This is a genomic window from Stenotrophomonas sp. YJH_SMC_16 (genome assembly GCF_059367875.1).
Window position 1 is genome coordinate 54,867 of sequence record NZ_JCAFRH010000013.1, and the last position, 25,475, is coordinate 80,341.

The window sequence follows — 25,475 nt, forward strand, 5'->3', positions numbered from 1 at the left end:
AAAGTCGCGCCGTTCACGCCCGGCACTGCCGCATTCAAAGGGTGGTCTGCCGTTTTGCGCGCGCTTGGGCAATGGCAGCCACCAGCATGTCACCGGTCACCGGCTTGCGCAGGAAGCCATCGAACCCGGCCGCCAGGACCTGGGTCTCAGCGTAGGCATCGGAGCGTGCGGTGACCGCCACCAGGGGTAGTTCATAGCCCATGGTGCGCAGCTGGCGGGCGATGGCGGTGCCGTCCAGCGCCGGCAGATCGAGATCCAGCAGGCCCACGTCAAAGCCATCGGTGGCGATCTCCGAAAGCGCGCCCAGGCCATGCAGCACGTGCACCACATCGTGCCCACGGCCACGCAGCAGGCCGGCGATGACCTCCGCCACGGTCGCGTCATCCTCCACCAGCAGGATGCGCAGTGGCGGCAGCATCGGCAGCACCGGCGATTCGCCCGGCGCATTGGTGGCCTGCCGGATCCAGGGTAGTGGCAACCACACCCGGAAACGCGCGCCCTTGCCCGGCTGGCTGTCCACTTCGATGCGTCCGTTCATGGCCACGGCCAGCTCCTGGCAGATCGCCAGGCCCAGCCCGCTGCCGCCATAGCGCGACGCAGTGCGCGGGCCGTCCGCCTGTTCAAAGCGATGGAACAGGCGGTCCTGCTGCTCGGCGTTGATGCCCGGGCCGGTGTCATGCACTTCGAAGCAGAGGCCGCCGCCATTCTCCTCCAGTCGCACGGCCAGGCCGACGTGCCCACGCTCGGTGAACTTGATTGCGTTGCCCAGAAGATTCAGCAGGATCTGCCGCACGCGCATCTCGTCGCCGCTGACGCTGACCGGCCCCGGCGGATCGCTCCCACGCTGGAACTCCAGGTTGCGCTGCTTCGCCATCGGCTGCATCAACGCCTGCACCTGGTCGAGCAGGCCGGCCAGATCGAACGGGCGCAGGTCCAGCTCCAGCCGGCCGGCCTCGATGCGGGCCAGATCTAGCGCGTCGTTGACCAGCCGCAGCAGGTGGCTGCCAGCCTGCTGGATCGAGCCTGCATAGCTGCGCTGCACCGCATCCAGCGGGGTGGCCAGCAGCAGTTCGCTCATGCCGAGCACACCGGTCATCGGCGTGCGTACCTCATGGCCCAGCGTGGCCAGGAACCGGCTCTTGGCCTGTGAGGCCTGCTCTGCCAGCTGCTGCTTGTGCACGGTCAACTGCCATTGCTGGCGGCGGCGCAGGCGCGCACGGATCGACCACACCAGGATAAGCAGCAGCAGCGAGCCGATCAGGAGGTAGCCGAAGATCGCCATGCCGCTGCGCCACCAGGGTGGCAGCACCTTCACCTGCAACTGCTGCGAAGGCGTCCACGCGCCACTGGCCGTGGCTGCCTGGACTTCAATGACGTAGCTGCCGGTCGGCAGCCGCGACAACGTGCGCTGGCCGTCACCGCCCTGCTCCACCCAGTTCTGGTCATAGCCCTGCACCCGGAAGCGGTAACGATTGCCCTGCGGATTGGCATAGGAAAGCAGTCGTGCATCGATCTGCAGATCACGATCATCCGGCCCCAGCAACAGCGTGCCGGTGGTCGGCAGTGGTTGCCAGCCACGGGCATCATCGCGCCGCACGCGGACCTCGGCGATCACCAGCGACGACGGCGGCAACACGGCATCGGCAGCATTCACATCGAACACCACCAGGCCGGTCTGGGCCACCGCAAGCACGCGACCATCGGCATTCACCGCTGGCGGCCGGCTGGTGAACTCGGCATCGGGCAGGCCATCGCGTTCATTGAACTGCTGCAGGCGGCGCGCCTTCGGGTCCCACCGCAGCAGGCCACGTGGCGTGGTCGCCCACAGGCGGCCATCTTCGGCCAACGCCAGTCCCCCCATGCTCACCGACGGCACGCCCGCACTGCCATCGATGCGCTGGATCAGGCGCAGGCTCATGCCATCCCACTGGTAGCGCTCGAGCGCGCCCTGGCGGGCCAGCCACAGCTGCTGTGGATCCACCCACACCAGATCGTAGATCAGCCCACGCGAAACGCCCGGCACCGCTTCGAAACGCCCGGCCTGTTCACGCCAGATCCCCATGTCGCCCATCACCCAGGCCTTGCCCTGGGCATCAAAGCGGATCTGCTCAACCGGTGAATCGGCCGTCTTGCGGAGATCCTCCAGCGGGAAACTACGCAGCACGCGGCCATCGGCGCTGCGCTGCTGCAGGCCCAGGTTCATCACCGACAGCCAGACCGTGCCATCGGGGGCCTGCCGCATCAGATCGATGCGCTGGCGCAGGTCGGCCCCTCCATCGATATGCCAATCGTGCAGCGCGCGGGTGGCCGGGTCATACACGCTGATGCGGCCGGCACGCCCCAGCCACAGGCGCCCGTCCGGCCGCGGCAGCACCGACCACACCGCCCCGCGGCCGATCTCGCGATCGCTGGCCAACAACTTCAGCACTCCCTGCGCGTCCAGCTGGTACACGCCATGCGCTGAGCCGACGTAGTAATTCCGGCCATCACTGGCTGCACTCAACAGGTACTGGCTGTCCAGCGGCTTGCCGTCAAGCTGGTTCCAGATCGAAAACCGGCGCCAGTCCGGCGGCAGGTAGGCCAGGCCCTGGGTCAGCAGCGCCACCCACAATCCGCCCTCATGGTCCTGCATCAGATCAAGCACACCGCTCTGGGCAGTGAGGAAACCACTGCCACGGTCGCCGTCGAGCCGCCGCAGCATGCTGGCATCTCCGCGCAACAGGCCATCGGAGGTGCCCGCCCAGTAACCCCCCTGGCGATCGGCCAGCACCAGTGCCGAACGCAGGCGTGCACTGTCGGTCCAGCGCGGACGACTGACCCGGTCCTGCGCGTCGATACGGTAGAGGCCGTCGTTCTGGCTGCCGGCCCAGATCGAGCCATCGGGGTCGCGGCTCAGGCGCAACACACTCAGCGCCCCCAGTTCGCGCGGCGCGACAGCCTCGAATCCAGTGCCGTTCCAGCGCGCAATGCCCGCCTCGGTGCCGATCCACAGGCGCCCCTGCGCATCGACCAGGCTGCTGTAGATGGTATTGCTGGGCAACCCGCCAGGACGGGCCGGATCATGCTCGAAGAAGCGCAGGCTGCCGTCTTCACCAAAACGGCAGACGCCATGGCCACTGGTGCCGATCCACAGTGCATCCTCGGCGTAGGCCAACGTCCAGAACTGGCTCATGCAGGGGCCGTTGACCGCATCGAAGGTCTTGAAGTGCTCGCGGTCAGCATCCAGCCGGGCCACGCCCTTGCCATTGATGCCGACCCAGACGCGATCCAGGGGATCGACCAGCAGGGTCTCGATCTCGTTGCCGGGCAGCGATCCCGGCTGCTCCGGATCATGTTCCCAGACCCGCAGGCTGCCGCCGTCATAGCGCACCAGGCCACCATCGGTGGCAGCCCAGATATGGCCCTGGCGGTCCTCGGCCAACGCCAGCACCATGCGCGAGGGCATGCCTTCGGCGGCACCGAAACGGCGCAGGCGCGGTGTTTCCGCCATGTCCAGGGCCGTGGCCGCCGTGGCGAACGCCATCAGCAGCAGCCCCATTCCCGCGATGCCTCGGCACCACCGGCGCCAACCGCTCGTCATCCTGAACCCCCTGTCCTGTCCCGATTGTCACACAGGGCCGGCTTCATGGCTGCAACAGCCTGTTTCCACCGGTGGACCCACCACGAACTGTTGCAGCCATGCACGCAACGTTGGCAGGGGGCTGTGCGTATGATCGCAACGTCCCCCTTTCCGGAGCCCGCCATCGATGCGTCCCTGCCTGGCCCTGCTGCCGATGCTGCTCGCCACCGCCCACGCCTGGGCGGATGCAGATACCTATCGCCTCGATCCGGTGCATACGCGTGTGCTGTTCACCATCGACCACGCGGGTTACTCGCAGGCGATGGGCACGGTCTCCGGCAGTGAGGGCCGCCTGCAGTTCGATCCCGACAACTGGCGCGAGGCCACACTGGATGTCGAGGTCCCCGTGTCGCGACTGGACCTGGGTGATGCCAAGTGGAACCAGGCCACGCTGGCCCGCAGCCTTCTGGATGGCGAGCGTTTCCCGAAGGCACATTTCGTCTCCAGCCGGGTCGAACCGATCGATGCCAGGCGCGCCCACGTGATCGGCACCCTGACCCTGCGCGGGGTCAGCCAGGAGATCACGCTGGACGTGACGCTCAACGCCATCAAGCGCTATCCCCTGCCCCCGTTCCGACGCACCGCCGGTTTTTCCGCCAGCACCACGCTGAGCCGGCGCGCGTTCGGCATCACCGCCTGGCCGGGCGTCATCGGTGATGCAGTACAGCTGAGGATCGAGGCTGAAGCCACACTCGACCGCAGCGACGCCCCGGGAACTCCCGCTCCCGTTCCACACTCCGACCCCAAGACGGCCCCCTAGAGGACCCTTCATGACCGCCAAGAACACCCCCGCCGCCTGGGGGAGTGTCAGCCAGATCCTGCATTGGTTGATCGCATTGCTGATCCTCGCCCTCGGCGTGGTCGGCCTGACCATGGGCGAACTGCCCAAGACCCCCAAGTATTTCTGGGTCTATACCGCGCACAAGTCGATCGGCATCACCGTGCTGGCGCTCGTACTCTTCCGCCTCGGCTGGCGCCTGTATGCCGGTGCCCCCAAGCCGGTGCCGGGCGTGCCCAGCTGGCAGGAACGCATCGCCAGTGCCACCCATGTGCTGCTGTATGTGCTGATGTTTGCCATCCCGCTATCGGGCTGGCTGTACGACTCGGCCAGCGGCCTGCGCCCGTTCCGCTGGTTCGGCCTGGTCGACGTGCCCAAGCTGAGTGGCCCGGACCCGCAGGTCGTTGCGGTATCCCATGCCATCCACGAATACGGCTTCTGGCTGTTGATCGCGGTGGTGCTGGCCCATGCCGGCGCTGCCTTCTACCACCACCTGTTCCAGCGCGATGCGACCTTGTCCCGCATGTTGCCGCGTGGCTGGCTCACCTCCCCTCAGAAGGACTGACCGATGAACCTGAAACTGACCACTCCGGCCGCCGTGGCCGCCGCCCTGGCCGGCATGCTGGCCACCGCCCCGGTGCTCGCCGCCGACTACGCGCAGGCCCCCGGTGCCGGTTCGATCCTGGTGTTCGCGACCAAGTACGACGGCGAAGTGTTCACCGGCAGCTTCCCGGGCTTTGCCACCAAGCTCAGCTTCGACCCGGCCAACCCGGCCGCCGGTTCGCTGGACGTGGTGATCCCGCTGGCCGGCGCCAAGAGCGGCAACAGCGACCGCGACTCGACCCTGCAGACCGCCGACTTCTTCAACGTCGGCAAGTTCGCCACCGCGCGCTACACCGCCAAGGGCTTCCGAGCGGTGGGCAACGACCAGTTCGCCGCCGACGGCACCCTGGAACTGCGCGGGGTCAGCAAGCCAGTCACGCTGACCTTCACCTGGAAGCCGGGCACCCAGCCGGTGCTGACCGGCAAGGCCACCGTCAAGCGCCTGGACTTCGGCGTCGGCAGCGGTGACTGGGCCGACACCAAGACCATCCCGGACGAAACCGCGATCAGCACGATCGTGAAGTTCGACGCGAAATGAGCGATGGGCCGGGGCACGGCCCCGGCCGCATCCTGTAGAGCCGAGCCATGCTCGGCTGCCGTCCAGGTCGCGCTGCGCGCGTCAGCCGAGCATGGCTCGGCTCTACAATGAGCTTTCAGCCAGCCAAGCCTTAACCGTGGCCGCGTCGAACGGCCAGTCCAGCTCACGGTCACCGCGCTCGTCGCGCAGCACCGGCACCCGCGCGCCGTAGCGCGGCTCCAGCGCCGGCTGGTCATCCAGGAACACCGATTCGAACTCCGGCGCCCTGGCCTTGGCCAGCTCGGCCAGGGCCATGTCGCACAGGTGGCAGTCGTCACGCTGGAACAGAGTCAACACCGGATGGGACCCCTTGGCTGAAATGCTGCGCCGCAGCCATGGAAGTGCGGCATGAACCGCTAGAATAGCGGTCTCTTCCGGTACCCGCAGTACGGCAACCATGGCTGTCAGCACGTTCGACGTTTTCAAGATCGGCATTGGCCCGAGCTCCTCGCACACCGTCGGGCCAATGAAGGCCGCCGAGCGATTCATCCACCGCTGGCTGCTCGATCCGGGCCGCCTGCACGAAGTCGCGCGCATCCGCGCCGATGTCTACGGCTCGCTGGCGCTGACCGGCCGCGGCCACGGCACCGACAAGGCGATCCTGCTGGGCCTGGAAGGGCAGCGGCCAAACCTGATCGACCCGGACATCATTCCGGCCACCCTGGAGCGCATCCGCAGCAGCAAGCGCATCCAGCTGATGGGCCAGCACGAGATCGCCTTCGACGAAAAGCGCGATCTCGGCATGAACAAGCGCCAGAAGCTGCCGTACCACACCAACGGCATGCGTTTCACCGCGTACAACGCCGAGGACGAAGTGATCGCCACCCGCGATTACTACTCCGTCGGCGGTGGCTTCGTGGTCAACCAGGACGACGCGGCCGATGACCGCATCGTGCCCGACGAGACCCCACTGCCCTACCCGTTCAAGAGCGGCGACGAGCTGCTGGCGCAGACCGCGCGCAGCGGCCTGAGCATTGCCCAGCTGATGTTCGAGAACGAGAAGTGCTGGCGCAGCGAGGACGAGATCCGCGCGCAGCTGCGCGAGATCTGGAGTGCGATGCAGTCGTGCGTGACGCGCGGCATCCGTGAGGAAGGCGTGCTGCCGGGTGGCCTGAAGGTGGGCCGTCGTGCACCGGCGCTGTACCGCGAGCTGTCGTCGAAGCCGGAAGCGGCGATGCGCGATCCGCTGACCACGCTGGACTGGGTCAACCTGTACGCACTGGCGGTGAACGAGGAAAACGCGGCTGGAGGCCGCGTGGTGACCGCGCCGACCAACGGTGCCGCGGGTGTGCTGCCGGCGGTATTGCACTACTTCGACCGCTTCTGCCCCGGCGCCAACGAGCAGCGCGTGTTCGACTTCCTGCTGACCTCGGCGGCGATCGGCATCCTCTACAAGGAAAACGCCTCGATTTCCGGCGCCGAAGTGGGTTGCCAGGGCGAAGTGGGCGTGGCCTGCTCGATGGCGGCCGGTGGCCTGGTCGCAGCGCTGGGTGGCAACCCCAGCCAGATCGAGAATGCCGCGGAAATCGGCATGGAACACAACCTCGGCCTGACCTGTGACCCGATCGGCGGCCTGGTGCAGATCCCCTGCATCGAACGCAACGCGATGGGCGCGGTGAAGGCAATCAATGCCTCGCGCATGGCGATGCGTGGCGACGGCAAGCACAAGGTGTCGCTGGACAAGGTGATCAAGACCATGCGCGATACCGGCCGCGACATGCAGGACAAGTACAAGGAAACCAGCCGCGGTGGGCTGGCGGTGAACGTCATCGAGTGCTGAGTTGTAGCGCCGAACGACACCGTCACCGCATTCCGGTTAGGCTCGGGGCTCCCTGCCCCCGGACCGCCCCATGCGCGTGATCGCTGCCGCCCTGCTTGCCTGCCTGCCGCTGCCTGCCCTGGCTGCGCCGACCTATGGGCCACGCCTGGAAGGCTTCGACTACGGCTATCCGGTGAAGACCTTCGCACTGGAATCGCAGCGGCAGCCGCTGGAAATGGCCTACCTGGACATCGCGCCGAAGAAGGCGCCCATCGGTGTGGTGGTGCTGCTGCACGGCAAGAACTTCTGCGCCGCCACCTGGAAGGAATCGATCAAGCCGCTGGTTGCCGCCGGCTACCGGGTGATCGCCCCGGACCAGGTGGGTTTCTGCAAATCCAGCAAGCCCGAGCGCTACCAGTACACCTTCGCGCAGCTGGCCGCCAACACCCATGCCCTGCTGCAACAGCTGCAACTGGGCGATGTGCCGGTGCACCTGGTCGGCCATTCGATGGGTGGCATGCTGGCGGTGCGCTACGCGCTGATGTTCCCGCAGGACCTGCGCAGCCTGTCGCTGGTCAACCCGATCGGTCTGGAAGACTGGAAGGCGTTGGGCGTGCCGTGGCGCAGCGTGGACGCGTGGTACGCCGGCGAATTGAACATCAGCTATGACAGCATCCGCCGCTACCAGCTGGAGGTGTACTACGACGGCAAATGGAAACCGGCGTATGAACCGTGGGCGCGGATGCAGTCGGGCATGTACGAAGGCCCGGGCAAGCAGGCCGTTGCATGGAGCCAGGCGCTGGCCTCGGACATGGTGTTCAACCAGCCGGTGGTCTACGAACTGAAGAACCTGCAGGTGCCGACCACGTTGTTCATCGGCCAGAAGGACCGCACCGCGATCGGCCGTGACCTGGCACCACCTGCAGTAAAGGCGACGCTGGGCAATTACCCGGTGCTCGGCAAGGCCGCGGCCTCAGCGATTTCCGGCTCGAACCTGGTCGAGTTCGCCGAACTGGGGCATTCGCCGCAGGTGCAGGACCCGAAGCAGTTCAACAGCGCACTGTTGAAGGCGTTGAAGTCTCGCTGACCGGCAGGCGCGCCCCTGTAGAGCCCTGCGTGGGCTCGGCTCTACAGAAGCGGTGCGATCAACCCACGATCCGCAACACATCATCCAGCAGCGCGGCGGCGGTGACTTCCGCGCCAGCGCCCGGGCCCTGGATCAACAACGGCTGGCGCTGATAACGGTCACTGTGGATGGCTACGCGGTTGTCGGTGCCCGCGCCCTGCGCCAACGGGTGATCGGCCGGCAGCTCGCGCAGGCCCACCTGCGCACCCGCGCCATCGACACGGCCAACGAAACGCAGCACGTGGCCGTTGTCGCGCGCCTGCTGCCAACGCGCCTGCAACGGCGCATCCAGCTGCTCCAGTGCCCCCAGTGCATCCTCCAGCGGCAACGCTGCCAGCGTTTCAGGCACCAATGAATCCACCTGCACCTGCGAAGCATCCAGCGCCAGCCCGCTGCTGCGGGCCAGGATCAGCAGCTTGCGCCGCACGTCTTCGCCGGACAGGTCCAGGCGCGGATCGGGCTCGGTATAGCCGGCCGCCAACGCTTCGCGCACCGCCGCCGAGAACGGCGACTGGCCGTCGTAACGATGGAACAGCCACGCCAGCGAACCGGACAGCACACCCTCGATGGCATGGATGTGATCGCCACCGGCCACCAGCGCGCGCAGGCTGCTCAGCAGCGGCAGGCCCGCGCCGACGGTGGCGCTGTCGCCATAGCGCGCACCACTGTCGGCGCAGCTTTCGGCAATCGCCTGCGCGCGTGCGAGCTGCGCACCACGGCCCAGCTTGTTGGCGGTCACCACGTGCACGCCGCGTGCCAGCCACTGCACGTGGCGTGCGGCCACGTCTTCGCTGGCGGTGGCATCGACCACCACGTCGCCACGTTCCAGTCCTTCGGCGCTGGCCCACGGCGGCGAACTCTGGCCATCGCGCGGTGCACGCCGTGCCAGCTCCAGCGGCAACACCAGGTCACGATCGATCTCCAGCGCAGTGCGTGAATTGGCCAGCCACTGCACGCTGGGCAGTTCCAGCCCACGCGCCCGCAATGCCTGGTAACGCTGCACGAAGGCCGAGCCGACCGTGCCAGTGCCCAGCAGCGCCAGGCGTCCCACGCCCAGCGCAGGAATGTCAGCGGCGAGCGCGCTCATGCATCCACCACCTGTTTGCGACGCGCGGCCGCATCAATCACCGCTTCGGCGCGCTGCAGCGCGGCGCCCAGATCTGCCAGCAGGTCACGCTCGGCCTCGATGCCGACCGACAGGCGCAGCAGCCCTTCGCTGATGCCGGCGGCGGCACGCGCTTCGGCGGTCATCGCCGCATGGGTCATGGTGGCCGGATGCGCGATCAGGCTTTCGACGCCGCCCAGCGATTCGGCCAGGGTGAAACAGCGCAGGCCATCGACAAAGGCACGCACCGCGGCATACGGATCATCACCTTCGCAGTCGGCCAGTTCGAACGACAGCATCGCGCCGAAACCACTCTGCTGGCGGGCGGCGATGGAGTGGCCCGGGTGATCGGCCAGGCCCGGATAATAGACGCGGCCGACCGCCGGATGCTGGTCCAGCAACGCCACGATCGACGTGGTGTTCTCCTGGTGCACGCGCAGGCGCGCATCCAGCGTGCGCAGGCCGCGCAGGGTCAGGAAGGCATCGAACGGCGAACCCGTCAGGCCCAGCGCGTTGCCCCACCACACCAGCTGCTCGTGCAGTGCCGGATCCCGCGCGACTACTGCCCCGCCAACCACGTCGCTGTGGCCATTGATGTACTTGGTGGTGGAGTGCAGTACCAGATCCGCACCGAACGACAGCGGTTGCTGCAGCGCCGGCGACAGGAAGGTGTTGTCGACCACCACGAGTGCACCGGCCTTGTGCGCGGCATCGATGACGAAGCGCAGGTCGGTGATGCGCAGCAGCGGGTTGGACGGGGTTTCCACCAGCACCAGCTTCGGCTGGGTGGCCAGCGCCTGTGCCAGTGCACGCGGATCGGTCAGGTCGGCGGTGACCAGTTCGAAGTGGCCCTTCTTCGCCAGCGCATTGAACAGGCGCCAGCTGCCACCGTACGCATCGTGCGGCACCACCAGGGTATCTCCCGGCTGCAGCAGTGCATTCAGCACCAGGTTGATCGCCCCCATGCCGGTGGCGGTGATCACGCCGCCGGCACCGCCTTCCAGTTCGGCCAGCGCCTCACCCAGCAGGTCGCGGGTGGGGTTGCCACTGCGCGTGTAGTCGTACTGGCGCTTGTTGCCGAAGCCTTCAAAGCTGAAGTTCGACGACAGCACGATCGGCGGGGTGACCGCGCCATGGGCGGTATCGCGATCGATGCCGGCACGGACGGCGGCGGTGGTGCGACTACAGGACGGCTCGTTGGCGTGCAGGCTCATGCGGACTCTCCAGAGGTGCGGAAGGCAGTGGCGAGGATCGCGTCGATGCGATCGGTTTCTTTGAGGAAGGCGTCGTGGCCGTAGGGCGAGCGCAGCACGCGCAGGCTGCCGCGCGGGCCCAGACCTTCGACCAGGCCGACGAGGTCGGCCAGCGGCACCAGGCGGTCGCCCTCCACGGCCACCACCACGGTCGGCGGCAGGATCGCGGCGGGGTCGACGCGGTGCAGGTCGATCGATTCGGACAGGCGCAGGTAGGCGGTCACCGGTGTGCGCGCGACGTACTGCGCGCCGGCGGCGTCGAGATAGTCTTCGGCGGCCACGCGCACGCGGCCGTTGATCACTTCCGGCGCGGCATCGAAGCGCTCGCCGAATTCTTCCGGGGTGCGGTAGCTGAGCATGGCGAACTGCCGGGCCAGCGCCAGGCCATGATCTTCGCCGCACTGCAGCTGGCCCAGCGCGACGGCGCGGCGCTGCAACGCGCGCCAGGAGGCGGCATACGGGTGCGGGCGATGCGCACCGCTGGCCAGCACCAGCTGGCGCACGCGGGCACGATGACGGATCGCGAACTGCTGGCCGACCAGCGCGCCATACGAATAGCCGACGAAGGCTTTCAGCGCGCGGATGCCGAGATGATCCAGCACCAGCGCCAATGCGTCGGCCTGATCGGCGGTATCGATCGGCACGTCCAGCGCACCGTCGGCGCCGATGAAATCGAACGCCAATACGCGCAGCTGCTGCGGATCCAGCGTGCGCCCCCTGCCGACCAGCTCTTCGGCCCAGCCCTTCTCGCTGAACTGTGCGTTGGAGGCCACATGGCGATGCGCGGAGATGCCGCCGGCCAGTACCACCACCGGCGCGTTGGCCGGGCCGACCCACTCGTAGCGCAGGCGCACCGGGCTGGGGCCGGCATGACGCATCGACAGCACCGCGGCGAACTCACCGCGCTCGGCATGCACACGGTCTTCGACCGGCACGCTGACGGGGACAAAGGGTTCGGGGCGAACGGCGGTACTGGTGGCGAAGCTCATGGCGGGATCCGGTTGGGGAATCGGCCATCGAGCCTTCGCGGGGCCCGCGTTCGAGATGCACGTGTGGTGCATGGTTCGAACCATCTTTCGGTGGACGCCACGGTCCCCGCAGGATTTGGCACCTACGCGGACGCTTGCGCGCCTGCGGGCTGCCCCGGCTTCAAAGGGCCTGTCCCTCTGCCGGTCTCGATGGTGAGGCCACGATGCCAGCCCTTCCGCGCACTGTCAATCCCTTCATGCGGATAAAGCGATGAATATTTTCGTCCCGGGTATGCGAGGGGCGTCGCGGTTGTCCCGTTCAGGATCCGGTACAGTCCCGGCGGTCCCTGCCGCTGGAACCCCCGATGCCACGCCTGCCCCTGACCTGGCTGCTGCTGCCCCTGCTGGCGAGTGCGACGGCCAGCGCCGGCGACTGGCGCCAGGGCTGGGGACTGGTGCCTCCTCCCGCTTCTGCCGCCCGCGCAGGCGATGCCGAGGCTGCCGCACCGATGGCCCAGCTGCGCCTGCAACCGGTCGGCACGCAATGGCAGGCCCGTATCGACAACACCCTGGCCGGACCGCTGCAGATCGAGCTGCGCGCTGCACCCGGACACCCGGTCGAAGGGCTGCCGGTGCAATCGCTGATCCAGGGCGACAGCAGCCTGGTGGTCGGCCACCTGCCTGCCCCGCACGACGGCCGCACGCTGGACCTGCGCCTGCAGTCGGTACCGGGCAACCCGGCCGCACAGGCCGAGGATGTGGCCTATCGCCTGCCGTTCGATGCGGCCCGTCCACGCGTGGACCAGGCGCCGCAGGGCCGGTTCAGCCACGACGACGAGGAAAACCGCGATGCGGTCGACTTCGCGCTGCCTGAAGGCACGTTGGTGCTGGCCGCACGCGAGGGCACGGTGATGCAGATCCAGGATGGCTTCCGTGGCAACGGCCAGGACCGCGAACGCGATGGTGGCCGCGCCAACTTCATCCGCGTGCTGCACAGCGACGGCAGCATGGCCCTGTACGGCCACCTGCAGGCCGGCGGCATGCGCGTGCGTCGCGGCCAGGCGGTGGGGGCCGGGCAGCCGATCGGCCTGTCCGGCAACAGTGGCTACAGCAGCGCCCCACACCTGCACTTCGTGGTACAGGTCAACCGCGGCATGGGCCTGCGCTCGGTGCCGGCACGCATCTTCGCCGAGCAGGGCCAGCTGCAGTTCGCCCGCCACGGCGAGGCCGACGGCGGGATCGGGCGCTGACCGGCCCCGGCCGGTATAATCGGGCGCTTATCTCTTTGAAAAGCGCCCCGGGCGGGCGCCACTGCCATGTCCGAAGTCGCCAACGAAGCGTCGCGTCGCCGCACGTTCGCCATCATTTCCCACCCTGACGCCGGCAAGACCACGCTGACCGAAAAGCTGCTGCTGTTCGGAGGCGCGATCCAGATGGCCGGTTCGGTGAAGGGCCGCAAGGCTGCCCGCCACGCCACCTCCGACTGGATGGCGCTGGAAAAGGAGCGCGGCATCTCCGTCACCTCCTCGGTGATGCAGTTCCCGTATGAAGGCAAGATCGTCAACCTGCTCGACACCCCCGGCCACGCCGACTTCGGCGAGGACACCTACCGCGTGCTGACCGCGGTGGACTCGGCGCTGATGGTGATCGACGTGGCCAAGGGCGTGGAAGAACGCACCATCAAGCTGATGGAAGTGTGCCGCCTGCGCGATACGCCGATCATGACCTTCATCAACAAGCTCGACCGCGAGGGCAAGGACCCGATCGAGCTGCTGGATGAAGTGGAAACCGTGCTGGGCATCCAGTGCGCCCCGGTCACCTGGCCGATCGGCATGGGCCAGCGCCTGAAGGGCGTGGTGCATCTGCTCACCGGCGAAGTGCACCTGTACGAACCGGGCCGCAACTTCACCCGCCAGGACTCGACCATCTTCCCGTCCATCGATGCCCCCGGCCTGGCCGAGAAGATCGGTGCACAGATGCTGGCCGACCTGCGCGACGAACTGGAACTGGTGCAGGGCGCCAGCCACCCGTTCGACCTGGACGCTTATCGCGCCGGCAAGCAGACCCCGGTGTTCTTCGGCTCGGGCGTGAACAACTTCGGCGTGCAGCCGCTGCTGGACTTCTTCGTCGAGCATGCGCCGTCGCCGCAGGCACGCTCCACCACCGGCCGCGAGATTGCCCCGGAAGAGAACAAGCTGACCGGCTTCGTGTTCAAGATCCAGGCCAACATGGATCCTCAGCACCGTGACCGCGTGGCGTTCATGCGCGTCTGCTCGGGCCGTTTCAGCGCCGGCATGAAGACCTTCCACGTGCGCACCGGCAAGGAAATGAAGCTGGCCAACGCCCTGACCTTCATGGCCAGCGATCGTGAAATCGCCGCCGAAGCGTGGCCGGGCGATGTGATCGGCATCCACAACCACGGCACCATTTCCATCGGCGATACCTTCACCGAAGGCGAAGCGGTCACCTTCACCGGTATTCCGAACTTCGCCCCGGAGCTGTTCCGTCGCGCACGCCTGCGTGATCCGCTCAAGCTCAAGCAGCTGCAGAAGGGCCTGGCCCAGCTGTCCGAGGAAGGTGCGACCCAGTTCTTCCGCCCGCTGACCAGCAACGACCTGATCCTGGGTGCGGTCGGTGTGCTGCAGTTCGACGTGGCCGCGTACCGCCTGAAGGACGAGTACGGCGTGGAAGCAACCTTCGAGCCGGTCAGCGTGACCACTGCGCGTTGGGTCCACTGCAGCAACGAAAAGAAGCTGGAAGAGTTCCGCGAGAAGAACGCACTGAACCTGGCACTGGATGCGGCCGGCCATCTGGTCTATCTGGCACCGACCCGGGTCAACCTGCAGCTGGCACAGGAACGTTCGCCGGATGTGCGCTTCTCGGCCACCCGCGAAGCGGCGCATACCGTTTCGGTGGGCTGATGCCACGGGGTCGGATCCCTTTCCGCAGGAAAGGGCTCTGACTCCTGCAGTGCCGGGCGTTCATCCACGCATGGCGTGGATCTACCGAGCACGGGCTCGTCAGCGCAACGCAGGGATTCACCCACCATACGGTGACGGGCGTGCACACGGCGGCCATCGCGGCGATGATAGGGGGACGCGGGTCCCCCTCCCCGTGAACGATGCCCATGCCCATGTCGACGACGTCCATTGCTTCGATCCGTGAAGAAATCGCCAGCGCCCTGACCCATGGCCTGGGCGCGGTATTCGCCCTGGCAGCCAGCGCGGTGTTGATTACCCTGGCCGCGATCTACGGCGACGGCTGGCAGCTGGCCAGCGCGATCGTGTTCGGTATCGCGCTGTTGCTGCTGTACACCGCCTCCACGCTGTATCACGCCATCCAGCATCCGGTCGCCAAGGGCCGGTTGAAGGTGTTCGACCACTGCGCGATCTATGTACTGATCGCGGGTACCTATACCCCGTTCACCCTGATCGGCCTGCGCGGCCCGTGGGGCTGGGGCCTGTTCACCGCGATCTGGGCACTGGCGCTGGGTGGTGTGGTGTTCAAGCTGTTCTACACCGGCCGCTTCAAGGTGCTCTCAACGGTGATCTACATCGCCATGGGCTGGCTGGTGGTCGTGGCGATCAAGCCGATGTGGGCCTCGATCGACGGCGGCACCCTCACCTGGCTGTTCGCCGGCGGCCTGTCGTACACGCTGGGCACCTACTTCTACCACCGTGAATCGATCCCGTACTCGCACGCGATCTGGCACCTGTTCGTAATCGGCGGCAGCGTCTGCCACTTCGTCGCGGTGACCATGCAGGTGCTGTAACGGCGCGGGTTGTGCACACCGCGCACATGGACGCTTCGCGCCCCGTCCACGATGAAGGGGCAACCATGGCAGCGTGAATGCTGCCGCCTCCCCTGCCGCACCGCGCACGCCCCGCTGGCGCCTCCGCAGACCTGGCCCGCGCGGCCGGCGCTCGCTCACGGTTCTGGTCTTCCTGCTGGCAGTGATCCTGGTGGTGATCGCGCTGTGGGACTGGAACTGGTTCAAGGGTCCGGTCGAGCGCGCGGTGCAGGCACGCACCGGTCGTGCACTGCACATCGGCCACTTGGATGTCGAACTCGGCCGCACCAGCACCATCCGTGCCGATGCCATCACCTTCGCCAATGCCGGCTGGGCGAAGCAGCCGAACATGGCCACCGCCGACCGCGTCGAGATCGACGTGCGGGTGTGGCCCCTGCTGCGCGGCAGCGTGCAGCTGCCGGAAGTGCGCCTGACCCGACCGGACGTGCTGCTGGAAACCGCCCCGCGCAAGGGCGAGCCGGGCAACTGGGATTTCCTGGGTGACAGCAGAGGCGGGACAAGCCCGCAACTCAAGCGCCTGCGCATCGACGACGGCCGGCTGCAGTTCCTCGACGCACTGGGCCGCACCGACATCCGCGTGGGCGTGCGCAGCGGCCAACCGAAACTAGCCGATGCCTCGCCGCCGCTGCTGGTGCAGGGCAAGGGCCACTGGCAGGGCAATCCGTTCACCCTGCAGGGCGGTACCGAATCACCGCTGGAACTGACCGACAGCGACCACCCGTTCCGCATCCACCTCGACGGCCGCGCCGGTGCCACCCACGCAGTGGCCCGCGGCACGCTCACCAACCCCTTCCAGCTGCGCGTGTTCGACCTGCAGTTCGCGCTCAGTGGCCAGGATCTGGCCGATCTCTACCCGCTGCTCGGCATCGCCATCCCGCCCTCACCGCCCTATGCGCTGAACGGCCGCCTGAAGCGCGACCACAACGTCTGGCGTTACGACGGCTTCACCGGCAAGGTCGGCGACAGCGACCTGGGTGGCAACCTGCAGTTCGAGGTGGGACGCGACCGTCCACGACTGACCGCGACGCTGGAATCCAAGCGCCTGGACTTCGATGACCTGGCCGGCTTCGTGGGCGCGCCACCGAAGACCGGCAGCGGTGAAACCGCGAATGCCGAACAAAAGGCGCAGGCCGCCCGTGTCGCCGCCAGCAGCCGGGTATTGCCCGACACGCCCTACAACCTGGGCAAGCTGCGCGCGATGGATGCCGACGTGCGATGGAAGGCCCATCGCATCAACGCGCCGTCATTGCCGCTGGACGACATGGACGCACACCTGTTGCTGGATGACGGCGTGCTGCGACTGGACCCGCTGAACTTCGGCGTCGCCGGTGGCGACATCCGCAGCACGATCCGCATGGACGCGCGTCGCCCGCAAATCAGCACCGCGCTGAAGGCCAGCGTGCGCGGCGTGCAGCTGGGCCAGCTGCTCCCGGACGCGAAGCTGGCCGAGCAGGCCAAGGGCGGCATCGGCGGCGAAGTGGACCTGAGCGGCCGCGGCAACTCGATCGCCGCCATGCTCGGCAGCAGCAGTGGCAAGGTCGGCCTGGCGATGGGCCGTGGCCATGTCGGCAACCTGGTGATGGAACTGGCCGGCCTGGACATCACCGAATCACTGAAATTCCTGGTGACCGGCGACAAGCAGATCCCCCTGCGCTGCGCCTTCGCCGACTTCGGCGTGCGCGACGGCCTGATGACCAGCCAGGCACTGGCGGTGGATACCACCGACACGATCCTCATCGGCGAAGGCACGGTCAGCCTGCGCGACGAGACCCTGGACCTGCTGCTCAAGCCTCGCCCGAAGGACAAGAGCATCCTGGTTCTGCGCTCTCCGCTGCATATCAGCGGCACGTTCAAGGATCCGTCGTTCCGCCCGGACTTCAAGGCATTGGGTATTCGTGGCGCCGTGGCATTGGCACTGGGCAGCATCGCCCCGCCGGCGGCGTTGCTGGCGACGATCGAACTGGGGCCGGGGAAGGATGCCGACTGCGGGGGGCAGTATGCGAAGTAGGTTTACAGCGTTGTTCGCGGCGCCTGCATTGATCGCGGCCTGAGGGGGACGGGTGACGCAGGCAGGACACGCCGCAAGTACGTCCCTGTAGGCTCGATGGCGCCATCCATGGCGCCAACGGTCCTGCCTGCGTCACCCGTCCCCCTTCCGACAGTTTCCTGCGCGCGCGGAACGAGAGCGGAAATTCAAAGTCAAAAGAAAAAAGCAAAGTCAAAAGCTGTTGCCAACCAAGGTTGGCAGCTACCAAGGGCGAGGCACCGCGCATGTACGCACCGCGCTCGCAGAAATGTGTCCAGAGGCGGAGGGTGCGGCTGGGCAGGACCGTTGGCGCTATGGATGGCGCCATCGAGCCCCCATGGATGGGTTTACGGCGTGTCCTGCCCAGCCGCACCCTCCGCCTCCCAACGTATCAGGAAGGCGCTGCTGTGGCTTTGGCTGCGGCTCTGGCTTCGAAAAGCGGGCCGGCGGGCCGCAGGCCCGCAAGCGACACCCTCACCCGGCGACGATGTACTGCTGCAGCTGATCCAGCTCGCGCCGCTGCGCATCGATCACCGATTTCACCAGGTCGCCGATGGAAATCACCCCCAGCACCTGCGCCCCCTCCACCACCGGCAGGTGGCGGATGCGGTAATCGGTCACCAGCTGCAGGCAGTGCTCTACCTGTTCGCCCGGGGAGACCGTCACCACCTTCGCCGTCATGATCTCGGCCACCGCCGTATCCCGCGACGAACGATCACGCAGCACGATCTTGCGCGCGTAATCGCGCTCCGACAGGATCCCGACCAGCCGCGGCCCGTCCATCACCAGCACCGCGCCAATGCCCTTTTCCGCCATCAACCGGATCGCATCGATCACCGCCGCATCCGGCGCGACCGCATGTACTTCAGGAGACTTGCCGTCCAACAGTTGCCGTACCGTGGTCATCTGCCTGCCCTCCGAGGGTGGGTTGCAGGGCCGAGTCTGCCACGGACGATGCTAGCCACGCGTCAACCAGGTACAACGGGCGCTGCTTGGATTCCTCGTACAGCCGTCCCAGGTACTCACCGATCAGGCCCAGGGCGATCAACTGCACCCCGCCCAGGAACAGGATCACCGCCATCATCGTCGGCCAACCCGCCACCCGGTCACCGTACAGGGCCGCCTTGGCGATCACCCACACACCGAATACGAAAGCAACCGCCGCCGTTGCCAGGCCCATGTAGGTCGCCGCCCGCAGGGGAACGGTCGAGAAGCCGGTGATTCCTTCCAGCGCGAAGTTCCACAGCCGCCAAAGGCTGAACTTGCTGGAGCCGGCCACACGCGCGTGGCGGTGGTAGGGCACGGCAATCCGCTTGAATCCGACCCAGCTGAAAAGACCCTTCATGAAGCGGTGGCGTTCACGCATCTCGCGCAGCGCGCTCAGCGCGCGCGGCGACAGCAGGCGGAAGTCACCGGTATCGGCAGGGATCGGCGTGCGTGACAGGCGACCGATCACCCGGTAGAACGCCGCCGCCGTGGCGCGCTTGATCCAGGCCTCGCCATCGCGGGCCATGCGCGTGCCATAGATGTTGTCATGGCCTTCGCGCCAGCGCGCAACGAACTGCGGCACCAGTTCCGGCGGGTCCTGGCCATCGGCATCCAGGATCATCGCCGCGCCTTCGCGCACCAGATCCAGGCCGGCAGTCAGCGCAGCCTCCTTGCCGAAATTGCGCGACAGCTTCAACGCCGATACGCGCGCGTCGCCCTGCGCCAATCCTGCGATCACCTGCCAGGTCCCGTCGTGGCTGCCATCGTCCACATACAGGATGTGGCCATCGATGTCGGGCATACCATCGAGCACCGCGCACAGCCGTGGATGCAGCAGCGGCAGTGCCAGGGCCTCGTTGTAGGCAGCGATGACAAAAGTGAGCCGTTCGCGGTTCATGCCCGGATTGTACGTTGCCGGCGCGCACACGACCCGCCGCCTGCCGATCGCAGCGCGCCCGCCTCAGTCCTCCGACAGATAGGACGCGCCGCCCAGCTGTCGTGCCTGGCGCTGGATCCATGCCGCGCGCCGCTGCACGTACGGCCCTGGCTTGGCCGCGTTGTAGCGTCGCGGTGCCGGCAACACCGCCGCCAACCGCGCACTCTCGGCCGGACTCAACCGGGCCGCGTCCTTGCCCCAGAACGTCTGTGCCGCTGCCTGCGCGCCATATACGCCATCGCCGAACTCGGCGATGTTGGCGTACATCTCCAGGATGCGTTCCTTCGGCCACAGTGCTTCGATCAGCACCGTGTACCAGACTTCCAGGCCCTTGCGTACCCAGCTGCGGCCCTGCCAGAGGAACAGGTTCTTGGCGACCTGCTGGCTGATCGTGCTGGCCCCCCGCAGGCGCCCGCCCTTGGCATTGTGGTCGCGGGCCTTCTCGATGGCCTGCAGATCGAAGCCGTTGTGGTCGGGGAAGCGCTGGTCTTCGGCCGCCACCAGCGAGATCGGCAGGCTGGGCGCCATCTGGTCCAGATCGCGCCACTGGTAGTGCAGGCGATAGGACCAGTCGGCCTCGCCCAATGCCTCGCCATAGCGCCACAGCATGACCGTGGATACCGGCGGGTCGATGAACCGCAACACCAATACCTGCAGGCAGCTGAAAGCGGCCAGCAGCAGCGGCAGCCAGAGCAGCCGTTTCCAGCGCCAGCGCCTACGGCGCGGGGCTTCCGCGATGGCCTCCACCTTGTGCTGCTCTCCCCCTGCCCCCATTACTGGTGCATCCTTCTTCTATCTGGTTGTCGGCGCATTATCCGGCAACCGCCCTCGTTTACGCGCGATGTGAGCCGATGACCGCCAACCCCGATTCCCTGATCCGCTTCCTGCTTCCCGACGCTGGCGTCCGTGGCGTCCACGTGCGCCTGCAGGCCACCTGGCAGGAGATCCTGTCCCACGCCGAGTACCCGGATACCGCCGCCGAACTGCTCGGCGAGGCCTGCGTGGCCTCGGCGCTGTTCACCGGCCACACCAAGATCGATGGCCGCCTCTCGATCCAGCTGCGCAGCAGCACCGCCCTGCGCACCCTGTTCGCCGAGTGCACCGCCGCCGGTACCCTGCGCGGCATTGCCCAGCTCAGCGAGGGCGCCGATGCGCCGCGCGACCTGTCCAGCCTGGGTGATGACGCCCTGCTCGCGATCACCATCGAGAACCCGGGCCTGGACCCGCGCGAACCGCAGCGCTACCAGAGCCTGGTCGCGCTGACCGCACCGGAGCTGGACGAGGCCTTCGAGGATTACTTCCGCCAGTCCGAGCAGCTGCCGACCCGCTTGCTGCTGGCCGCCGACCGCAATGGCGCCGCCGGCCTGCTGCTGCAGAAGCTGCCGGGCGACGAGGGCGACGAGGACGGCTGGGCACGTGCCAGCGCCCTGTTCGAGACCCTGGGCAAGGCCGAGCTGCTGGCGACCCCGGCCGAGCAGCTGCTGCACCGCCTGTTCCACGAAGAGAAGCCGGAACTGATGGGCGACAAGCCGCTGTCCTTCGCCTGCTCCTGTTCCCGCGAGCGGGTCGCATCGATGCTGCAGTCGCTGGGCGAGGACGAGGCCCGTGCCGCGGCCGCGGACACCGGCGCGGTCGAGGTCCGTTGCGAATTCTGCGGGCGGGAGTATCACTTTCCTTTGACGGAGTTCGGCATACTGTTCCACGGTGCCGAGGGGACTGTACCGGCGCCTGAACGGCTTCAGTAAACGGCTTGTCTTGCATCTGGGGGGATCAAGGCTTGTTAAGAATTCATAAACACCCTAGGATCAAGTTCCCGTCTTTGCGGGAACTTCCGTTGTCCGTCCCTGTCTGAACTGGTCCGATGCGTACCTTCCTGCGTCTACCGCTGGCCCTGCTGATCGCCCTTGGCGCGATCACGGGCGTGCACGCGCAGAGCAAGGACACCCGGACCGTGCTGCCGGTGTGGAACAAGGGCAGCGGCAAGGTCGAGGCCCTGCTGTACCTGGAGCCCACGGGTGAACAGGCCGCCGGCGCCCGCTGGCACTTCGGCCGCAACTCGCTGGATGCGGCCTTCGGCCTGTCCTCCGGCGATTCACTGGGCCTGCTCTGCAACAGCAGCAGCGGGACCAGCATGAGCGGCCTGGCCAGTCACTGCATGCTGGCCAGCCTGGGTGACGACGACGACCTCAACAGCCGCCGCTTCACCGGCACCGCCGCGCTGAACCGCGGCAACAGCCGCCTCGGCATCACCGCGGGCACCGGCCGTGAAACGCTGCCGGCGTGGCTGTCCGGCCCGAACAAGACATCTTCGCTGCGCGCCGAGCAGAACGACCTGACCGTATTCGCGCAGAAGAACATCGGCCGCGAGGGTTTTGTCTCGATTGCCGGTACCTACGCCAAGGCCCGCCTGGTACCGCTGGCCGACGCCGCGCCGTCCATCGTCGACCGCTGGGACAGCAAGAGCCTGAGCATCGGCGCCGGCTACGGCAACTTCACCGGCAGCATCATCGGCCGCGTGATCGACGTACCGGGCAAGCCCGGCAAGTGGGAAGGCCTGGGCATCGGCCTGACCTGGCGTACCCCGTGGTCCGGCCAGCTTACCGTGGGCGCCGAAAACGTGATCAGCCGTGGCAAGAATCCGTTCTCCCCGCGCAATGAAAGCAACGACGACGGCACCGTGCCGTACGTGCGTTACGAACAGGATCTCTGATCCCACTACGCGGTCTTCCTGCAGTGACTCCTCCCGGGCGCCGAAAGGCGCCCGTTGCGTATGCGCGATCGTGATACACGCCAAGCGCTTTTCGACGAATTGGATACCGTGCAATTCATGTCGACATACTGCGATACACACCAATGGAAACTTTTTTCATCACTTTGCACTAACAAACGAGACAGGGTGATCGCACATGTAATTCAAGCCATTGATTTTGTGCATTAATTTTCATTTTTACCAAAATCACAGACTTGATTAACGCAGCTTTAATTCTTGGCGAACGCCCGCTACTATCGGTTCAGCCCTCGCGATTTGGGAGCGCTTTTCGCTCCCCCGCCGGGCATTAACCCAGCCAAGATTTCTTGGAGAGAGAGAGCCAATGAATTTCCAGTCCAACAAGCTGCGCGATGCCGTTCTGGTCGCGCTCGTTGCCGGTGTGGCGTCCACTGCCACCGCCCAGGCCCAGGAAGCGACCAACCTTGACCGCATCTCGGTTACCGGTTCGCGCATCAAGAGCACCGACATCGAAACCTCGCAGCCGGTCCTGAGCCTGACCCGCGCCGATATCGAAAAGCAGGGCGTGACTTCGGTCGCCGACATCCTGCAGCGCGTTGCCGCCAACGGTGCCGCCCTGAACCGTACGTTCAACAACGGTGGTGATGGTTCGGCCGGCATCAGCCTGCGCAACCTCGGTTCTGCGCGCACCCTGGTGCTGGTCAACGGCCGCCGCTGGACCACCGGCCTGGATGGCAGCGTCGATCTGAACACCATCCCGACCGCGATGATCGAGCGCATCGACATCCTGAAGGACGGTGCATCGACCATCTACGGTTCGGACGCGATCGCCGGCGTGGTGAACATCATCACCAAGCAGAACTTCGATGGCGCGGAAGCCAACTTCTACAAGGGCCAGTACAGCGCTGGTGACGGCGAACGCGAAGCGGCCGACTTCACCATCGGCACCACCACCGACCGTGCGTCGGTGATGCTGGGTGTCTCCTACGTGAAGGAAGACAAGGTCATGGCTGGCGATCGCAAGATCTCCGCCGGTGGCCCGCCGTTCTTCGACGGCCAGAGCAGCACCGGCATGCCGGGTTCCTACCTGCGCAATGACGAGCGCTATGTCCAGATCAACGGCGTGGAAACGCCGTTCAACGCCAACGTCCACGGCTACAACACCGCACCGGACAACTACCTGCTGACCCCGCAGGAGCGCACCTCGCTGTTCGCATCGGGCTCGTACAACATCACCGACAACGTCACCTTCCGCACCGAGGCGATGTACAACGAGCGCAAGTCCGAGCAGCTGCTGGCCGCCATGCCCGTCACTGGCATGCGCCTGAGCAAGGACAGCATGTACAACCCGACCGGTGAAGACCTGACCGGCGTCAACCGTCGCTTCAACGAGAGCGGCGGCCGTTCGTTCAACCAGAACGTCAAGAACTGGCACTTCTACGGTGGTTTCGAAGGCTTCTTCGAATTCGCCGATCGCAACTTCGACTGGGACGTCGGCTACCGCTACGACAAGACTGACCAGAACGACCTGACCTATGGCCTGTTCAACCTGGCCAACCTGCGCAACGCCTATGGTCCGTCCGAGCTTCGTGGTGGCGTGCCGGTGTGCGTTACCGCTCCGGGTGGCGACATCATCCAGGGTTGCGTGCCGGTCAATGCGCTGGGTCCGGAAGGCTCGATCAGCCAGGGTGCCATCGACTACACCTCGTTCACCGCCCACGACTCCTCCAACCTGGTGTCCAAGGGCTACTACGCCAACATCTCCGGTGAAATCGCCCAGCTGCCGGCAGGTGCCCTGGCGTTCGCCGCGGGCTACGAGTACCGCAAGGAATCCGGCCAGTTCGATCCGGACGCCTTCATTGCTGCTGGCCTGAGCACCGGCAACGGCGCCAAGCCGACCAAGGGCAGCTATGACCTGGACGAGTTCTTCCTGGAACTGTCGATCCCGGTGCTGGCTGACCTGCCGGGCGCCAAGCTGCTCGACTTCAGCGCGGCAACCCGCTACTCGAAGTACAGCAACTTCGGCAACACCACCAACAACAAGTTCGGCTTCCGCTGGAAGCCGATCGACGACCTGATGATCCGCGGTAACTACTCGGAAGGCTTCCGCGCGCCGAGCATCAGCAACCTGTTCGCAGGTGACGGCGACTCGTTCGAAACCTACGCTGACCCGTGCGCGGCCGCCAATGGCCCGACCGGTGCAGTGCTGGCGCAGTGTATTGCCCAGGGTGTTCCGGCTGGCTTCGTGCAGCCCAATACCCGCGACGATGACGGCGTGCCGCAGTCCGGTGCCGCCCAGACCGCCGAACCGTTCACCTGGAAGTCCAACCCGAACCTGAAGCCGGAAACCTCGACCAGCAAGACGCTGGGCCTGGTGTGGAGCCCGAGCTTCGTGACCGGCCTGAACGTCACCCTGGACTGGTGGCAGATCAAGATCGAGGACGCCATCACCCGTCCGGCGATCCAGGACATCATGAACTACTGCTACGGCGGCTCGCCGGCTGAGCAGGCAGCCTACTGCGGCCTGATCACCCGTGACCCGACCTACGGCACTGCCGCCGAGCGCTACACCATCACCAACGTCAACATGCCGCTGCAGAACCTGGCATCGTACAAGGTGGAAGGTTGGGATCTGGGCATCCTGTACCGCCTGCCGGAAACCTCGATCGGCCAGTTCACCGTCACCCTCGACAGCACCTATCTGAGCAAGTGGGAAACCAAGGCCACGGAAGACTCGCAGGTCGAAGGTCGCCAGGGACGTTACCTCGACCAGGATCCGTACTGGCGCATCCGTTCCAACCTGTACGTCGACTGGTCCTATGGTGATTTCGGCGTCAACTACGGCCTGCGTTACAAGTCGGGGATGACCGAGTCGTGCCTGCTGGGTGGTTCGCTGCGCAACTACTGCTCGGATCCCGAGAACCGCGAAAACCACATGGGCGCCACGACCTACCACGACGTCCAGTTCCGCTACAACACGCCGTGGAAGGGCACCATCATGGTCGGCCTGAACAACGTGTGGGACAAGAACCCGCCGGTCTCGTACTCGACCTCGTACAACATGTTCGACCCGCAGTACGACCTGCCGGGCCGCTACATGTACATGCAGTACAAGCAGAAGTTCTGATCGATCCACTGATCAGCTGATGCAGCAACGGCCCCGCAAGGGGCCGTTGTTTTTTGTGTGTTCCAGGTTGC

Annotated in this window: 20 protein-coding genes and 1 riboswitch; of the genes, 12 read left to right on the plus strand and 8 right to left on the minus strand. The window is 66.5% G+C overall.

The genetic code is table 11. The features are described from left to right. Positions 1–34: 34 nt before the first annotated feature. The gene (locus tag AC5P6E_RS20235) at positions 35–3,580 is read right to left on the minus strand and encodes a hybrid sensor histidine kinase/response regulator (protein ID WP_019336387.1); all 3,546 of its coding nucleotides are present in this window, start codon (positions 3,578–3,580) and stop codon (positions 35–37) included. Between the two features lie 166 nt (positions 3,581–3,746). Between AC5P6E_RS20235 and AC5P6E_RS20240 the strand changes: the two genes are divergently transcribed. Genes AC5P6E_RS20240 through AC5P6E_RS20250 form a run of 3 tightly spaced genes read left to right on the plus strand, consistent with a single transcriptional unit; the run spans position 3,747 to position 5,538 of the window. Further along, the gene (locus AC5P6E_RS20240) at positions 3,747–4,379 is read left to right on the plus strand and encodes a YceI family protein (RefSeq protein WP_019336388.1); all 633 of its coding nucleotides are present in this window, start codon (positions 3,747–3,749) and stop codon (positions 4,377–4,379) included. 10 nt (positions 4,380–4,389) lie between these two features. Then, entirely contained in the window at positions 4,390–4,962 is a 573-nt protein-coding gene (locus tag AC5P6E_RS20245) for a cytochrome b (protein WP_010482755.1), read from the plus strand. A 3-nt stretch (positions 4,963–4,965) separates the two neighbouring features. Next, a complete protein-coding gene (locus AC5P6E_RS20250) occupies positions 4,966–5,538 on the plus strand; it encodes a YceI family protein (protein ID WP_019336389.1) in 573 nt (190 codons plus the stop codon). A 102-nt stretch (positions 5,539–5,640) separates the two neighbouring features. Here the strand turns inward: AC5P6E_RS20250 and AC5P6E_RS20255 are convergent, their stop codons facing one another. After that, a complete protein-coding gene (locus AC5P6E_RS20255) occupies positions 5,641–5,874 on the minus strand; it encodes a glutaredoxin family protein (protein ID WP_019338792.1) in 234 nt (77 codons plus the stop codon). Between the two features lie 100 nt (positions 5,875–5,974). On the opposite strand from AC5P6E_RS20255, the gene AC5P6E_RS20260 reads away from it, so the two are divergent. Both AC5P6E_RS20260 and AC5P6E_RS20265 read left to right on the plus strand, forming a co-directional pair. After that, entirely contained in the window at positions 5,975–7,357 is a 1,383-nt protein-coding gene (locus AC5P6E_RS20260; protein ID WP_019338791.1) for an L-serine ammonia-lyase, read from the plus strand. Positions 7,358–7,427: 70 nt separating this feature from the next. Next, positions 7,428–8,423, plus strand: a complete 996-nt coding sequence (locus tag AC5P6E_RS20265; RefSeq protein WP_010482750.1) for an alpha/beta fold hydrolase — start codon at positions 7,428–7,430, stop codon at positions 8,421–8,423. A 58-nt stretch (positions 8,424–8,481) separates the two neighbouring features. Here AC5P6E_RS20265 and AC5P6E_RS20270 read toward each other — a convergent pair whose 3' ends face one another. The 3 genes from AC5P6E_RS20270 to metX are packed head-to-tail and all read right to left on the minus strand — an operon-like array spanning position 8,482 to position 11,809. Continuing rightward, entirely contained in the window at positions 8,482–9,549 is a 1,068-nt protein-coding gene (locus tag AC5P6E_RS20270; protein ID WP_010482749.1) for a homoserine dehydrogenase family protein, read from the minus strand. After that, on the minus strand, positions 9,546–10,781 hold the full coding sequence (locus AC5P6E_RS20275) for an O-succinylhomoserine (thiol)-lyase (RefSeq protein WP_019338790.1): 1,236 nt from the start codon (positions 10,779–10,781) through the stop codon (positions 9,546–9,548). The genes AC5P6E_RS20270 and AC5P6E_RS20275 overlap by 4 nt, the downstream gene beginning before the upstream one ends. Further along, positions 10,778–11,809, minus strand: coding sequence for a homoserine O-succinyltransferase MetX (gene metX, locus AC5P6E_RS20280; protein WP_019338789.1), 1,032 nt, complete (start codon positions 11,807–11,809; stop codon positions 10,778–10,780). The genes AC5P6E_RS20275 and metX overlap by 4 nt, the downstream gene beginning before the upstream one ends. A 77-nt stretch (positions 11,810–11,886) precedes the next feature. Beyond that, a riboswitch (SAM riboswitch) is annotated at positions 11,887–12,005 on the minus strand. 148 nt (positions 12,006–12,153) lie between these two features. Between metX and AC5P6E_RS20285 the strand changes: the two genes are divergently transcribed. From AC5P6E_RS20285 to AC5P6E_RS20300, 4 genes are all read left to right on the plus strand, one after another. Beyond that, positions 12,154–13,038 (plus strand): M23 family metallopeptidase, encoded by an 885-nt coding sequence (locus tag AC5P6E_RS20285; RefSeq protein WP_019338788.1) that lies wholly within the window; start codon positions 12,154–12,156, stop codon positions 13,036–13,038. A gap of 66 nt (positions 13,039–13,104) precedes the next feature. Next, positions 13,105–14,709: a peptide chain release factor 3 gene (locus AC5P6E_RS20290; RefSeq protein ID WP_014038155.1), complete on the plus strand. Its 1,605-nt coding sequence runs from the start codon at positions 13,105–13,107 to the stop codon at positions 14,707–14,709. 212 nt (positions 14,710–14,921) lie between these two features. Beyond that, entirely contained in the window at positions 14,922–15,560 is a 639-nt protein-coding gene (trhA, locus tag AC5P6E_RS20295) for a PAQR family membrane homeostasis protein TrhA (protein WP_005410682.1), read from the plus strand. Between the two features lie 73 nt (positions 15,561–15,633). Continuing rightward, positions 15,634–17,607, plus strand: coding sequence for an AsmA family protein (locus AC5P6E_RS20300; protein ID WP_312718966.1), 1,974 nt, complete (start codon positions 15,634–15,636; stop codon positions 17,605–17,607). Between the two features lie 492 nt (positions 17,608–18,099). Here AC5P6E_RS20300 and AC5P6E_RS20305 read toward each other — a convergent pair whose 3' ends face one another. The 3 genes from AC5P6E_RS20305 to mtgA form a co-directional block, all read right to left on the minus strand. Beyond that, the gene (locus tag AC5P6E_RS20305; protein ID WP_019336409.1) at positions 18,100–18,531 is read right to left on the minus strand and encodes a CBS domain-containing protein; all 432 of its coding nucleotides are present in this window, start codon (positions 18,529–18,531) and stop codon (positions 18,100–18,102) included. After that, positions 18,491–19,510: a glycosyltransferase family 2 protein gene (locus AC5P6E_RS20310; protein ID WP_019336410.1), complete on the minus strand. Its 1,020-nt coding sequence runs from the start codon at positions 19,508–19,510 to the stop codon at positions 18,491–18,493. Before AC5P6E_RS20310 ends, AC5P6E_RS20305 begins: the two co-directional genes overlap by 41 nt. A 63-nt stretch (positions 19,511–19,573) precedes the next feature. After that, the gene (mtgA, locus tag AC5P6E_RS20315) at positions 19,574–20,323 is read right to left on the minus strand and encodes a monofunctional biosynthetic peptidoglycan transglycosylase (RefSeq protein WP_019336411.1); all 750 of its coding nucleotides are present in this window, start codon (positions 20,321–20,323) and stop codon (positions 19,574–19,576) included. A gap of 77 nt (positions 20,324–20,400) precedes the next feature. On the opposite strand from mtgA, the gene hslO reads away from it, so the two are divergent. The 3 genes from hslO (at position 20,401) to AC5P6E_RS20330 (ending at position 25,404) form a co-directional block, all read left to right on the plus strand. After that, on the plus strand, positions 20,401–21,294 hold the full coding sequence (gene hslO / locus AC5P6E_RS20320; protein WP_019336412.1) for an Hsp33 family molecular chaperone HslO: 894 nt from the start codon (positions 20,401–20,403) through the stop codon (positions 21,292–21,294). 116 nt (positions 21,295–21,410) lie between these two features. After that, positions 21,411–22,259, plus strand: a complete 849-nt coding sequence (locus tag AC5P6E_RS20325; protein WP_019336413.1) for an XOO1806 family protein — start codon at positions 21,411–21,413, stop codon at positions 22,257–22,259. A 382-nt stretch (positions 22,260–22,641) separates the two neighbouring features. Continuing rightward, positions 22,642–25,404, plus strand: a complete 2,763-nt coding sequence (locus AC5P6E_RS20330; protein ID WP_010482735.1) for a TonB-dependent receptor plug domain-containing protein — start codon at positions 22,642–22,644, stop codon at positions 25,402–25,404. Positions 25,405–25,475: the final 71 nt, after the last annotated feature.